12 protein-coding genes are annotated in these 12,383 nt (G+C 63.5%); 8 read left to right on the forward strand and 4 right to left on the reverse strand.

Going from position 1 to position 12,383, the window contains the following annotated elements; all coding sequences use genetic code 11:
- Positions 1 to 25: 25 nt before the first annotated feature.
- A complete protein-coding gene (gene olsB, locus CAF70_RS21605; protein ID WP_085626552.1) occupies positions 26 to 781 on the forward strand; it encodes an L-ornithine N(alpha)-acyltransferase in 756 nt (251 codons plus the stop codon).
- Positions 781 to 1,569, forward strand: a complete 789-nt coding sequence (locus CAF70_RS21610; RefSeq protein WP_085626551.1) for a lysophospholipid acyltransferase family protein — start codon at positions 781 to 783, stop codon at positions 1,567 to 1,569. Before olsB ends, CAF70_RS21610 begins: the two co-directional genes overlap by 1 nt.
- A 123-nt stretch (positions 1,570 to 1,692) precedes the next feature.
- Here CAF70_RS21610 and CAF70_RS21615 read toward each other — a convergent pair whose 3' ends face one another.
- Positions 1,693 to 2,277: an ACP phosphodiesterase gene (locus CAF70_RS21615; protein ID WP_085626550.1), complete on the reverse strand. Its 585-nt coding sequence runs from the start codon at positions 2,275 to 2,277 to the stop codon at positions 1,693 to 1,695.
- Positions 2,278 to 2,427: 150 nt separating this feature from the next.
- Here CAF70_RS21615 and CAF70_RS21620 point away from each other — a divergent pair, with 150 nt between their 5' ends.
- Both CAF70_RS21620 and CAF70_RS21625 read left to right on the forward strand, forming a co-directional pair.
- Positions 2,428 to 2,730, forward strand: a complete 303-nt coding sequence (locus CAF70_RS21620; protein WP_063913266.1) for a helix-turn-helix transcriptional regulator — start codon at positions 2,428 to 2,430, stop codon at positions 2,728 to 2,730.
- 17 nt (positions 2,731 to 2,747) lie between these two features.
- Entirely contained in the window at positions 2,748 to 3,797 is a 1,050-nt protein-coding gene (locus CAF70_RS21625) for an alkene reductase (protein WP_085626549.1), read from the forward strand.
- Between the two features lie 109 nt (positions 3,798 to 3,906).
- Here the strand turns inward: CAF70_RS21625 and CAF70_RS21630 are convergent, their stop codons facing one another.
- The 3 genes from CAF70_RS21630 to CAF70_RS21640 form a co-directional block, all read right to left on the reverse strand.
- Entirely contained in the window at positions 3,907 to 4,785 is an 879-nt protein-coding gene (locus CAF70_RS21630) for an ATPase (protein ID WP_085626548.1), read from the reverse strand.
- Between the two features lie 87 nt (positions 4,786 to 4,872).
- The gene (locus tag CAF70_RS21635; protein WP_085626547.1) at positions 4,873 to 5,868 is read right to left on the reverse strand and encodes an NAD(P)-dependent oxidoreductase; all 996 of its coding nucleotides are present in this window, start codon (positions 5,866 to 5,868) and stop codon (positions 4,873 to 4,875) included.
- A gap of 49 nt (positions 5,869 to 5,917) precedes the next feature.
- A complete protein-coding gene (locus tag CAF70_RS21640) occupies positions 5,918 to 6,808 on the reverse strand; it encodes a LysR family transcriptional regulator ArgP (RefSeq protein WP_085626546.1) in 891 nt (296 codons plus the stop codon).
- Between the two features lie 97 nt (positions 6,809 to 6,905).
- Here CAF70_RS21640 and CAF70_RS21645 point away from each other — a divergent pair, with 97 nt between their 5' ends.
- The 4 genes from CAF70_RS21645 (at position 6,906) to CAF70_RS21660 (ending at position 12,208) form a co-directional block, all read left to right on the forward strand.
- On the forward strand, positions 6,906 to 7,505 hold the full coding sequence (locus CAF70_RS21645) for a LysE/ArgO family amino acid transporter (RefSeq protein WP_085626545.1): 600 nt from the start codon (positions 6,906 to 6,908) through the stop codon (positions 7,503 to 7,505).
- A gap of 309 nt (positions 7,506 to 7,814) precedes the next feature.
- Positions 7,815 to 8,411, forward strand: a complete 597-nt coding sequence (locus CAF70_RS21650; RefSeq protein ID WP_013974076.1) for a superoxide dismutase — start codon at positions 7,815 to 7,817, stop codon at positions 8,409 to 8,411.
- A gap of 247 nt (positions 8,412 to 8,658) precedes the next feature.
- Complete coding sequence (locus tag CAF70_RS21655) at positions 8,659 to 10,713, forward strand: bifunctional diguanylate cyclase/phosphodiesterase (protein WP_085626544.1); 2,055 nt, start codon at positions 8,659 to 8,661, stop codon at positions 10,711 to 10,713.
- Between the two features lie 157 nt (positions 10,714 to 10,870).
- Positions 10,871 to 12,208, forward strand: coding sequence for an imelysin family protein (locus tag CAF70_RS21660; protein ID WP_085626543.1), 1,338 nt, complete (start codon positions 10,871 to 10,873; stop codon positions 12,206 to 12,208).
- The last annotated feature ends 175 nt before the right edge of the window (positions 12,209 to 12,383 follow it).

A 12,383-nucleotide genomic window follows, 5' to 3' on the forward strand; every position in this document is an offset into this window, starting at 1 on the left:
CATGGCTGGCTTATGGAGACTCGTAATGACTCGGATCGCTCACGCTGGCGACAACAGCACCGAACGCCGTCTGCAAGCCGAACGCCTGGTTGGCGCCGCGGCCCTGCAGGAAGCCCAGGCCCTGCGCTACAAAGTGTTCAGCGCCGAATTCAAGGCCAGGCTCAAAGGAGCCGAGCAAGGCCTGGACATGGACGACTACGACGTGCACTGCCGCCACATTGGCGTACGCGACCTGAGCACTGGCGAGCTGGTTGCCACCACCCGCCTGCTGGACCATCAGGCCGCCAGCAGCCTGGGCCGCTTCTATAGCGAAGAAGAGTTCAGCCTGCACGGGCTGTTGCAGCTGCAAGGCCCGATCCTGGAGCTGGGCCGCACCTGCGTCGCCCCCGACTACCGCAACGGCGGCACCATCGCCGTGCTCTGGGGCGAACTGGCTGAAGTACTCAACGAAGGCCGCTACAGCTACCTGATGGGTTGCGCCAGCATCCCCATGCAAGATGGCGGGGTACAGGCCCACGCAGTGATGCAGCGCCTGCGTGAGCGCTACCTGTGCACCGAGCACCTGCGCGCCGAGCCAAAGAACCCGTTGCCCAACCTGGCCCTGCCAAACAACGTCATCGCCGAAATGCCACCGCTGCTCAAGGCGTACATGCGCCTGGGCGCGAAGATCTGCGGCGAGCCGTGCTGGGACGAAGACTTCCAGGTGGCCGACGTGTTCATCCTGCTCAAGCGCGACGAACTGTGCCCACGCTACGCCCGCCACTTCAAGGCAGCGGTCTGATGCCGAAGCTGCGGGTAATGGCCCGCCTGACTCGACTGCTGCTGGTACTGCTGCTGGGCATGCTGATGGCCAGCGTGATCACCCTGGGCGAGCGCCTGGGGTTCAAAGCGCCCCTCGAGCGCCGCCAACGCTGGTCCTGCCTGTTCATGAAGCGCCTGGTCGCTGCCTTGCCCTTCGAGGTGCGGGTGGTCGGTGAGCTGCCACAGCGGCCGATGTTATGGGTCAGCAACCATGTATCCTGGACCGATATCCCCCTGCTCGGCATGTTGCTACCGCTGTCGTTCCTGTCCAAGGCCGAAGTGCGTCACTGGCCGCTGGCCGGCTGGCTGGCGGAAAAGGCCGGCACCCTGTTCATCCGCCGTGGCGGGGGCGACAGCCAGCGCCTGCGCGAGCAGATCGCCGGGCAGCTGGGTCTTTCTCGGCCGCTGCTGATCTTCCCGGAAGGCACCACGACCAGTGGCCGTACCCTGCGCACCTTCCACGGCCGCCTGCTGGCTGGCGCCATCGACCGCGGCGTGACGGTGCAGCCGGTGGCCATCCAGTACCTGCGCGCAGGCCAGATCGACCCGATTGCGCCGTTCATTGGTGATGATGACCTGGTGTCACACCTGATGCGCCTGTTCGCCCAGCCGCGGGGGGAGGTTTGCATTCAGCTGCTGCAGCCGATCGGCAGTGTGGGCAAGGAACGAGCGGTGCTGGCGTTGCAGGCGCAGCAGGCGATTCACCTGGCGTTGTTCGGGGTTGAAGACGTTGAGTTGGCGCCACGGCGGCAGGCGCGGGCTGCCTGAATTCTTGTACTGCCAGTAACGGCCTTTTCGCGGGCTTGCCCGCTCCCACAGGGTCCGCGCATATCCTGAGAACTGCGCCATACCTGTGGGAGCGGGCAAGCCCGCGAAGAAGCCTGCGCAGAACTAACTGTCAGACTTCCGCCCCGCCGCCGCAAAGGCCTGCAACTGCGGATAAAACTCCCTGAAGTCCGCCATTAGCGGCTCGTACAGCCGCTCCAGCTCCCCCATCACCCCAACCATCCCCTCCGGCCGCGACAAACGCCGGGCGATGCCGTTGAACACCTGCTCCAGCGTGGCAAAGTCGCCATACGCCCCCAGCCAGTCATCCGCCGCCATGAACGGCGCAATCCGCGCCAGCCGCCCCGGCAACTCGGGCTCCGCCAGCAATACCCGATAAAAGTCCCCGGTGAACTGCTCCAGCGGCTGCTCGGCATAATCACGCCAATGCCGCGCCAGGCAATGGTCGAAAAACACATCCAGAACGATACCGGCAAAGCGCCGCCGCTCCCGAGGAAAACGCGCCAGTGCCGCCATCACCAACGGATGCTGGTCGGTATAGCTGTCGATATGCCGGTGCAGCCGGATCGCTGCCTCCAGCGCGGGCGGAAAACGCCCTTCCAGCGAACCTTTGACGAAATCGCCATACAGGCTGCCAAGCAGTTGTTGCGGCGCCGGGCCGCCCAGGTGCAGGTGTGCAAGGTAGTTCATGAGCGCAGTCTAGCACCGCCAGCCCGCATATCGTTATAACGCGATATAACGATTCGCGCTCAGTTCAGAACCTCTTCGTATTTGTATATCGGGAAACCACGATTTACATTTCGTTCCATCGCGATATACCGCTACAACGAGCCTCAACCCATGCCTCTCGATCTCGACGAAATCATAAAAGCACTGGCCCACCCGGTCAGGCGAGAAATCCTCAGTTGGCTGAAGGACCCGGCAACGCAATTTCCCGACCAGTACCACAGCACCGAGAACGGTGTGTGTGCCGGGCAGATCGACCAACGCTGCGGCCTCTCGCAGTCAACCGTCTCCGCCCACCTGGCCACATTGCAACGCGCCGGGCTGATCAGCAGCCAGAAGATCGGCCAATGGCACTTCTTCAAACGCAACGAAACCACCATCCAGGCGTTTCTCGAACAACTGCGCCAAGCACTCTGAACAGGCAGGTAACCGTCATGACCACGCTTTTCGATCCGATCACCCTGGGCGACCTGCAGTTGCCCAACCGCATCATCATGGCCCCGCTCACCCGCTGCCGGGCCGACGAAGGCCGCGTACCTAACGCGCTGATGGCCGAGTACTACGTGCAGCGCGCCAGCGCCGGGCTGATTCTCAGTGAGGCGACCTCGGTCAGCGCCATGGGCGTCGGCTACCCGGATACCCCCGGTATCTGGAACGACGAACAGGTGCGTGGCTGGAACAATGTGACCAAGGCCGTGCATGCCGCTGGCGGGCGCATCTTCCTGCAACTGTGGCACGTTGGCCGCATTTCCCACCCCAGCTACCTGAACGGCGAGCTGCCGGTAGCACCTAGCGCGATCCAGCCCAAGGGCCATGTAAGCCTGGTACGCCCGCTCAGCGATTACCCAACTCCGCGCGCGCTGGAAAGCGAAGAAATCATCGACATCGTTGAGGCCTACCGCAGCGGTGCCGAGAATGCCAAGGCTGCCGGTTTCGATGGGGTGGAGATCCACGGTGCCAACGGCTACCTGCTCGACCAGTTCCTGCAGAGCAGCACCAACCAGCGCACCGACCGCTACGGCGGCTCGCTGGAAAACCGTGCGCGGCTGCTGCTGGAAGTGACCGATGCGGCCATCGAGGTGTGGGGCGCGAGCCGTGTTGGCGTGCACCTGTCGCCGCGTGCCGATATCCATGACATGGGCGACGCAGACCGCGCCGAAACCTTTACCTACGTGGCCCGCGAACTGGGCAAGCGCGGCATTGCGTTCATCTGCTCGCGGGAAAAGGAAGCCGATGACAGCATCGGCCCGCTGATCAAGGAAGCGTTCGGTGGCCCGTACATCGTCAATGAGCGGTTTGACAAGGCCAGTGCCAATGCGGCCCTGGCCAGTGGCAAGGCCGATGCGGTGGCGTTTGGCGTGCCGTTCATCGCCAACCCTGACCTGCCGGCACGGCTGGCAGCGGATGCGCCGTTGAACGAGGCGCGGCCGGAGACCTTCTATGCCAGAGGGCCGGTGGGGTATATCGACTATCCGCGGTTGTGATTGAGGGCCATTCGCGGGCACGCCCGCTCCCACAGGATCAGCACAAATCTTCAAGCTTGTCGCTGTACCTGTGGGAGCGGGCGTGCCCGCGAAGAAGGCTCAGGTGATTTCATGGCCGGGCGTTGATCTGCTGCTGCAGGTTCTGGATCTGGCTCTGCAGGGTATTCAGGTTGCGGGTCGTCTGCGCCCGGAACGCATCGAACTCCTGCACCGAAGCACCACCCGCCGACGAAGCTGCCGGGCGGTTGTCGATCTGGCTCTTGAGCACCAGGATGTCCTGCTCCAGGTCCTGGATGGCCGCGCTCGGGTTACCCTGCTTCTTCAGCGCTGCCACCTCGCTGCCCAGGCTCTTGAGCTGCCCGTCCAGCTTGGCGCCATCCACCTGCGCGGCCTTCAGCGCAGCAATCTGTTCGTTCAAGCCCTTGAACTGGGTATCCAGCTTGCCACCATCGACCTGGCCCGAGCGCAACGCGGCCAGCTCGCCATTCACCGCCTTCAGCTGCGCCTGCAACTGGGTTTGCAGCTGTGTCACGACCTTCTGCTGTTCACGGGTATCGGCCAGCACCTGCTCCAGGCGCTTGCCCAGGTCGCCGGTCTGCCCGGCCACACCTTTCTGCAACTGGCGCAGTTGCAGCTTCAACGCCTCGCTGTTTGTGGTCGCTCCGGATTCGCTGGCCGCCACCTTGCCGCTGATCGCCTGCAGGCGCCCGGCCGCTTCTTCACTGATGCGGGCGAAGCTTTCCTGGGTCGCCACCAGTTGCTGCTCCATCAGCGAAATCTGCTGGAAGCTCCACCAGCCAAGGCCCGCCAAGGCGATGAACGAGGCCCCGAGCAATGCCCACAGCGGCGCCGTGCTGGCACCGCGAGCGGCTTTCTGGCGGCTGCGCACCACGTGCGCCGGCATCAGTTCGTCATCGTCATGGGTGCCCGCCCGCAAGGTAGGCACGTCATCGTAGTCATCGTAGTCATCGTGAGCATGGTTACGCATGGATACATTCAACCGCGGTAGTCGCAAAGAGGCACGAGTATAAACCGCCAGCGCAGCGCATTGATGTCCATTGTCGGCGCGACGGTTTCACTGCCCCGGCGGCTGATGCTTCCACCAGGCACAGAATTCATCCAGCGCCGTCCACAGGCTGACCTTGGGTTGGTAGTCCAGGTACTGCCGGGCGCGGCTGATATCCAGGGTGAAATCGCGGCTCATCACCTGCATCCCCAGGCGCGACAAGGTCGGTTGCGGGCGCCCCGGCCACAACATGCAGGCTGCCTCGTTCAGCGCGGCCAGGCTGTATGCCAGGCCGTAGGCACGGTAACGGGTAACCTGCGGCAACTGCATCTGGCGCATCACATAGTTGACCACATCCCACAGCGGCAGCGGCTGGCCGTTGCTGATGTTGTAGGCCTGGCCCAGCGCCCGGTCGTCGGCGAACAAGGCGCTGAGCAGCGCTTCATTGAGGTTGTGCACGCTGGTGAAGTCGACCTTGTTCAGGCCGTTGCCGATAATCGCCACCCGCCCCTTGCGCTGCATCTGCATCAGCCGCGGGAAGATACTGGCATCGCCGGCGCCGGTGACGAAGCGCGGGCGCAGCGCCAGCACCTCGAGGCCGAACTCCTGGGCACCGAACACTTTCTGCTCGGCCATGTACTTGGTCTGCCCGTAGTGGTCGTGGAAGCGGCGCGGCACCTGGTCTTCACGGATATCCAGGCGCGAGCGGCCATTGAAGTAGATCGACGGCGATGACAGGTGCACCAGCCGGCGTACGTGTTCCTTCAGACAGCCCTCGACCACGTTTTCGGTAACCACCACATTGCCTTGGTGGAAGTCCTGGTAGCGCCCCCAGTTGCCCACTGCGCCAGCGCAGTGCACCACGGCCTCGACGCCTTGGCACAGGCGTCGGGCCAGATCGGCATCACCCAGGTCGCCGGGAATGAACTGGGCGCCGCGCTTGACCAGGTGCTCGACCCCTTCGGCACGACGGCCGCTGACCCGCACGTCCAGGCCCTGCTCAAGGGCAAAGCGCGCAAAGCGCCCACCAATGAAGCCACTCGCGCCGGTGACCAGAATTCGCATGTAAGACTCCGTCTTGCCAGATTTCAGATGCAACTGACGCCAGCCGTGGCTACAAGGGCACCAGCCATTGCCGTGCGGTGTGCCGCAGGTGGTCGGTCAGTTGCGCGAGCAGTTGCCCGCCATTGCGCCAATGATGCCAGTACAGCGGCACGTCGATGGGGGTATCGCTGCAGATTTCCACCAACTGGCCGCTGGCCAGTTGCTCGCGAGCCTGCAGTTCGGGCACCAGGCCCCAGCCCAGGCCGGCTTCGGTCATGCGCAGGAAACCTTCGGACGACGGGCACAAGTGGTGCAGAAACCCGTCCTCGATGCCCAACGATGCCAGGTAGCGGTGCTGCAGGAAGTCGTCCGGGCCGTACACGATCGCCGGGGTACGGGCCAGGCGGCTGGCGGTAAAGCCGTGCGGAAAATGCCGCGCCATGAACCCGGGGCTGGCCAGCGCGCGGTAGCGCATGGCGCCCAGTGGCAGGCTGCGCGCCCCGGCCACCGGCCGTTCGCTGCCACACAGGCAGGCCGCCACTTCGCCCGCACGCATGCGCTTGAGGCCCACTTCCTGGTCTTCAACCACCAGGTCGGTCAGCACATTCTGCTGTGCGCAGAAGTTACCCACTGCACCGGCCCACCAAGTGGCCAGGCTGTCGGCGTTGAGGGCGATGCGCAGGCGCTCTGGCATGCCCTCCTCGTCCAGCGCCGGCACCTGGCGCTGCAAGTCGCGTTCGAGCAGGCGCACCTGCTGCACATGGTTGAGCAACTGGCGGCCGACCTCGGTCGGGCTGGGCGGCGTGGCACGCACCAGCACCGGCTGGCCGACCCGCGCCTCGAGCAGCTTGATGCGCTGGGAGATAGCCGACTGCGACAAGCCCAGCACCTGCGCCGCGCGCTCGAAACCGCCCTGTTCGATCACCGCCGCGAGGGCGGCCAGCAGCTTGTAGTCGAACATCGATTTTCCTAATGCCAGATCAGCTCTATTTGTTTTTCTTATACAGCGCGGTTCAGCACAATGGCCAGCATCTTTTGGACTCTTTGGAGAGCACGCCATGTGGCAAAGCTATCTCAACGGCATGCTCGTGGCCTTCGGCCTGATCATGGCCATCGGTGCACAGAACGCCTTCGTCCTCGCCCAGAGCTTGCGCCGCGAGCATCATTTGCCGGTGGCGGCACTGTGCATCGTCTGTGACGCGATCCTGGTGGCTGCCGGGGTGTTCGGCCTGGCCACCGTGCTGGCGCATAACCCGACCTTGCTGGCGGTGGCGCGCTGGGGCGGTGCGCTGTTCCTGATCTGGTACGGCGCCAAGGCCTTGCGCAGTGCCTGTTCCCAGCAGAGCCTGCAGCACCAGCAAGGCCAGGGCATGCGCTCTCGCCGTGCCGTGCTGCTCAGCGCCCTGGCAGTGACCCTGCTGAACCCGCACGTGTACCTCGACACGGTGTTGCTGATCGGCTCGCTGGGCGCCCAGCAGACCGCACCTGGTGCCTATGTGGCCGGCGCCGCCAGTGCCTCGCTGCTGTGGTTCTCGACCCTGGCGATCGGCGCGGCCTGGCTGGCACCGTGGCTGGCGCGGCCGGCGACCTGGCGCATGCTCGACCTGATGGTGGCGGTGATGATGTTTGCAGTGGCGGCGCAGTTGATCTTCAACTGACATCAAGGGCCCTATCGCCGGCAAGCCGGCTCCCACAGGGATATCACCAGGCCTGAGGTCGGTGATATCCCTGTGGGAGCCGGCTTGCCGGCGATGAGGCCCTTGCAGGCAATAGCTGACGCCACCGGTCGGCACACCCCACCCGCTCTGGAACCTCTATTCCCTATGTTTGTTGCGTGGTTATGCGCCGGACCCGGTGCTATGATCCAGCCCTTGCGTCGCAAAGAGTACAAACTCGCAGACGCTCATCGGGCCGCCCGTGATCGGCCTTGCGCAAACCGCAAACAGACCTGAATCAGGAGATCTACCATGGCTTTTGAATTGCCGCCGCTGCCGTACGCCCACGATGCCCTGCAGCCGCACATCTCCAAGGAAACCCTGGAGTATCACCACGACAAGCACCACAACACCTATGTCGTGAACCTGAACAACCTGGTCCCAGGCACCGAATTCGAAGGCAAGACCCTGGAAGAGATCGTCAAGAGCTCTTCGGGCGGCATCTTCAACAACGCCGCTCAAGTCTGGAACCACACCTTCTACTGGAACTGCCTGGCACCAAACGCCGGTGGCCAGCCGACCGGTGCCCTGGCTGACGCCATCAACGCCGCTTTCGGTTCCTTCGACAAGTTCAAGGAAGAGTTCACCAAGACTTCGGTTGGCACCTTCGGCTCCGGCTGGGGCTGGCTGGTGAAGAAGGCTGACGGTTCCCTGGCCCTGGCCAGCACCATCGGTGCCGGCTGCCCGCTGACCAGCGGCGACACCCCGCTGCTGACCTGCGACGTCTGGGAGCACGCCTACTACATCGACTACCGCAACCTGCGTCCGAAGTACGTCGAGGCATTCTGGAACCTGGTCAACTGGGCTTTCGTTGCCGAACAGTTCGAAGGCAAGACCTTCAAGGCCTGAGTCATTCAGCCCTGAACGAAAAACCCGGCCCGGTGCCGGGTTTTTTTATGCCTGTACCCGCGGAAAACCCAGTACGGTTTTGCTTGCTCAGCCCGTATAGCACGCTAACATCAAACCTCTGGAAGATTGATACAGCGCATTCAAGTTGCGGGCTCAGGCAACCGATACACTACTGATGGTCGGCCGGTAGTGTATCGTCATCGTTGATGGCAAAATGATGCCATGCGCGTGGATTAAGGAAACCCCATTGAAGCTGGAATTGCGGAACAGCTTGTCGGTCAAGTTGCTCAGGGTCGTGCTGCTGTCGGCGCTGGCGGTCGGTGTCGTGCTCAGCTGTGCGCAAATCGTCTATGACACCTACAAGACCCGCCAGGCCGTGAACAATGATGCCCAGCGCATCCTCGACATGTTCCGCGACCCCTCGACCCAGGCGGTATATAGCCTCGACCGCGAAATGGGCATGCAGGTGATGGAAGGCCTGTTCCAGGACGAATCGGTACGCATGGCCTCCATCGGCCACCCCAACGAAACCATGCTGGCAGAAAAGTCCCGCCCGCTGCAGGACATGTCCATGCGCTGGCTGACCGACCTTATCCTCGGCCAGGAACGTACCTACACCACGCAACTGGTCGGCCGCGGCCCCTACAGCGAATACTACGGCGACCTGAGCATTACCCTCGACACGTCGTCCTACGGCGAAGACTTCCTCATCAACGCCGTAATCATCTTCATTTCCGGCGTGCTGCGGGCCCTGGCCATGGGCCTGGTGCTGTACCTGGTCTACCACTGGCTGTTGACCAAACCGCTGTCGAAGATCATCGAGCACCTCACCCAGATCAACCCCGACCGCCCCAGCCAGCACCAGCTTCCGCTGCTCAAGGGCCACGAGAAGAACGAGCTGGGCCTGTGGGTAAATACCGCCAACCAGCTGCTGGCCTCGATCGAGCGCAACACCCACCTGCGCCACGAAGCAGAGAACAGCCTGCAACGCATGGCCCAGTACGACTTCCTCACCGGCCTGCCCAACCGCCAGCAGCTGCAGCAGCAACTGGACAAGATCCTCGTCGACGGCCGCCGCCTGCAACATCGCGTGGCGGTGTTATGCGTCGGCCTGGACGACTTCAAGGGCATCAACGAGCAATTCAGCTACCAGGTCGGCGACCAATTGTTGTTGGCCCTGGCCGACCGCCTGCGCGCCCACAGTGGCCGCCTGGGCGCCCTGGCTCGGCTGGGTGGTGACCAGTTCGCCCTGGTGCAGGCAAATATCGAGCAGCCCTACGAGGCGGCCGAACTGGCGCAGAGCATCCTCGACGACCTGGAAGTGCCATTCGACCTCGACCACCACCAGCAGATCCGCCTGCGCGCCACCATCGGCATCACCCTGTTCCCGGAAGACGGTGACAGCACCGAGAAGCTACTGCAAAAAGCCGAACAGACCATGACCCTGGCCAAGGCCCGTTCGCGCAACCGCTACCAGTTCTACATCGCCAGCGTCGACAGTGAGATGCGCCGCCGTCGCGAGCTGGAAAAGGACTTGCGCGAAGCGCTGGCGCGCAACCAGCTATACTTGGTGTACCAGCCACAGATCAGTTACCGCGACCACAGCGTGGTCGGTGTCGAGGCACTGCTGCGCTGGCAGCATCCGGAGCTGGGCATGGTGCCGCCGGACCAGTTCATCCCCCTCGCCGAACAGAACGGCAGCATCATCAGCATCGGCGAATGGGTGCTCGACCAGGCGTGCCGACAGCTGCGCGAATGGCATGACATGGGCTTCAGCGACTTGCGCATGGCAGTCAACCTGTCCACCGTGCAGCTGCACCACAACGAACTGCCGCGGGTGGTCAACAACCTGCTGCAGGCCTACCGCCTGCCGCCACGCAGCCTGGAACTGGAAGTCACCGAGACCGGCCTGATGGAAGACATCAGCACTGCCGCCCAGCATCTGCTGAGCCTGCGCCGCTCCGGGGCACTGATTGCCATCGACGACTTCGGCACCGGCTATTCGTCGCTCAGCTACCTGAAATCGCTGCCGCTGGACAAGATCAAGATCGACAAGAGCTTCGTCCAGGACCTTCTGGACGACGATGACGACGCCACCATCGTTCGTGCCATCATCCAGCTGGGCAAGAGCCTGGGGATGCAGGTGATCGCTGAAGGCGTGGAAACCGCCGAACAGGAAACCTACATCGTCGCCCAGGGCTGCCACGAAGGCCAGGGCTACCACTACAGCAAGCCGCTGTCGGCCCGAGAGCTGACCAACTTCCTCAAGCAGGCGCAGCGCAACCGGGTTTCAATGTCCTGACCCGCCTGCCCGGTTACCGGCCGTGACCGGCATTTGCACGATTTGCACGCCCGCCCCTTTACAGCAAATGCAAATCTTTCGCATGATGTTGTCGTTTCGCGTGCCACGGCGCACGGTCTCCCCCTTGGTCCAACCACACGACGCAGGAAAACCAATAATGATTCGAATGCCTCTGGCCTCCGCCAGTCTGCTGGCCATTGCCATCGCTCTCGCCGGTTGCGGTGAAGGCAAGGACGACAAGGCCGCCGCGCCGCAAGCCCAGGCACCTGCTGCAGCCAGCACCACCGCTGCAGCACCCGGGGCTGTCGACGAAGCTGCCGGAAAAGCCGTGGTCAAACATTACGCAGAGCTGGTCTACGCCGTTTACAGCGACTCGCTGAGCACCGCCAAGGCCTTGCAGAGCGCAGTCGACGCGTTCCTGGCCAAGCCCAACGACGAAACCCTGAAGGCCGCCAGGGAAGCCTGGGTCGCCTCGCGCGTTCCGTATCTGCAAAGCGAAGCCTTCCGCTTCGGCAACACCATCATCGACGACTGGGAAGGCCAGGTGAACGCCTGGCCGCTGGACGAAGGCCTGATCGACTACGTCGACAAGAGCTACGAGCACGCCCTGGGCAACCCGGCAGCCAACGCCAATATCATCGCCAACACCGAAATCCAGGTGGGCGAAGAGAAAATCGACGTCAAGGACATCACCCCCGAGAAGCTGGCCAGCCTGAACGAGCTGGGCGGTTCCGAAGCCAACGTCGCCACCGGCTACCACGCCATCGAGTTCCTGCTGTGGGGCCAGGACCTCAACGGCACCGGCCCAGGCGCGGGCAACCGTCCGGCCTCGGACTACCTGGAAGGCAACGGCGCCACCGGCGGCCACAACGACCGCCGCCGTGCCTACCTGAAGGCAGTCACCGACCTGCTGGTCAAGGACCTCGAAGAGATGGTCGGCAACTGGGCACCGAACGTGGCCGACAACTACCGCGCCAAGCTGGAAGCCGAGTCGGTCAACGACGGCCTGCGCAAGATGCTGTTCGGCATGGGCAGCTTGTCGCTGGGTGAGCTGGCTGGCGAGCGCATGAAGGTTTCGCTGGAAGCCAACTCGCCGGAAGACGAGCACGACTGCTTCAGCGACAACACCCACTACTCGCACTTCTACGACGCCAAGGGTATCCGCAACGTCTACCTGGGCGAGTACACTCGCCCGGACGGCAGCAAGGTGACCGGCCCGAGCCTGTCGTCGCTGGTGGCCAAGGTTGACCCGGCCACCGACGCCACCCTAAAGGCCGACCTGGAAGCCACCGAAGCCAAGATCCAGGTGATCGTCGACCACGCCCTCAAGGGCGAGCACTACGACCAGCTGATCGCTGCCGACAATGCCGCCGGCAACCAGATCGTGCGTGACGCCATCGCCGCCCTGGTCAAGCAGACCGGTGCGATCGAGCAGGCCGCGGGCAAGCTGGGCATTGCCAACCTGAACCCGGATACCGCAGATCACGAGTTCTGATCCTGCAGTAGCGGTTCTGAAAAAGGCGGCCTTCGGGTCGCCTTTTTTCTGTGCCGGCCTTTTCGCGGGTGAACCCGCTCCCACCTCGACCGCACAGACCTGTAGGAGCAGCCTTGTGCTGCGAAGAGGCCATTTCCGCCACAGAAAACCTCTTGTCATACTGCCCCCTTCGCAG

The organism is Pseudomonas sp. B19(2017) (assembly GCF_002113165.1).
Lineage (GTDB): Bacteria > Pseudomonadota > Gammaproteobacteria > Pseudomonadales > Pseudomonadaceae > Aquipseudomonas.

Coding starts and splice junctions, on each gene's coding strand:
- CAF70_RS21645 (WP_085626545.1), top strand. CDS start 6,906: ATGTGGCAAAGCTATCTCAACGGCATGCTCGTGGCCTTCGGCCTGATC.
- CAF70_RS21625 (WP_085626549.1), top strand. CDS start 2,748: ATGACCACGCTTTTCGATCCGATCACCCTGGGCGACCTGCAGTTGCCC.
- CAF70_RS21640 (WP_085626546.1), bottom strand. CDS start 6,808: ATGTTCGACTACAAGCTGCTGGCCGCCCTCGCGGCGGTGATCGAACAG.
- CAF70_RS21615 (WP_085626550.1), bottom strand. CDS start 2,277: ATGAACTACCTTGCACACCTGCACCTGGGCGGCCCGGCGCCGCAACAA.
- CAF70_RS21620 (WP_063913266.1), top strand. CDS start 2,428: ATGCCTCTCGATCTCGACGAAATCATAAAAGCACTGGCCCACCCGGTC.
- CAF70_RS21650 (WP_013974076.1), top strand. CDS start 7,815: ATGGCTTTTGAATTGCCGCCGCTGCCGTACGCCCACGATGCCCTGCAG.
- CAF70_RS21610 (WP_085626551.1), top strand. CDS start 781: ATGCCGAAGCTGCGGGTAATGGCCCGCCTGACTCGACTGCTGCTGGTA.
- olsB (WP_085626552.1), top strand. CDS start 26: ATGACTCGGATCGCTCACGCTGGCGACAACAGCACCGAACGCCGTCTG.
- CAF70_RS21635 (WP_085626547.1), bottom strand. CDS start 5,868: ATGCGAATTCTGGTCACCGGCGCGAGTGGCTTCATTGGTGGGCGCTTT.
- CAF70_RS21630 (WP_085626548.1), bottom strand. CDS start 4,785: ATGCGTAACCATGCTCACGATGACTACGATGACTACGATGACGTGCCT.
- CAF70_RS21660 (WP_085626543.1), top strand. CDS start 10,871: ATGATTCGAATGCCTCTGGCCTCCGCCAGTCTGCTGGCCATTGCCATC.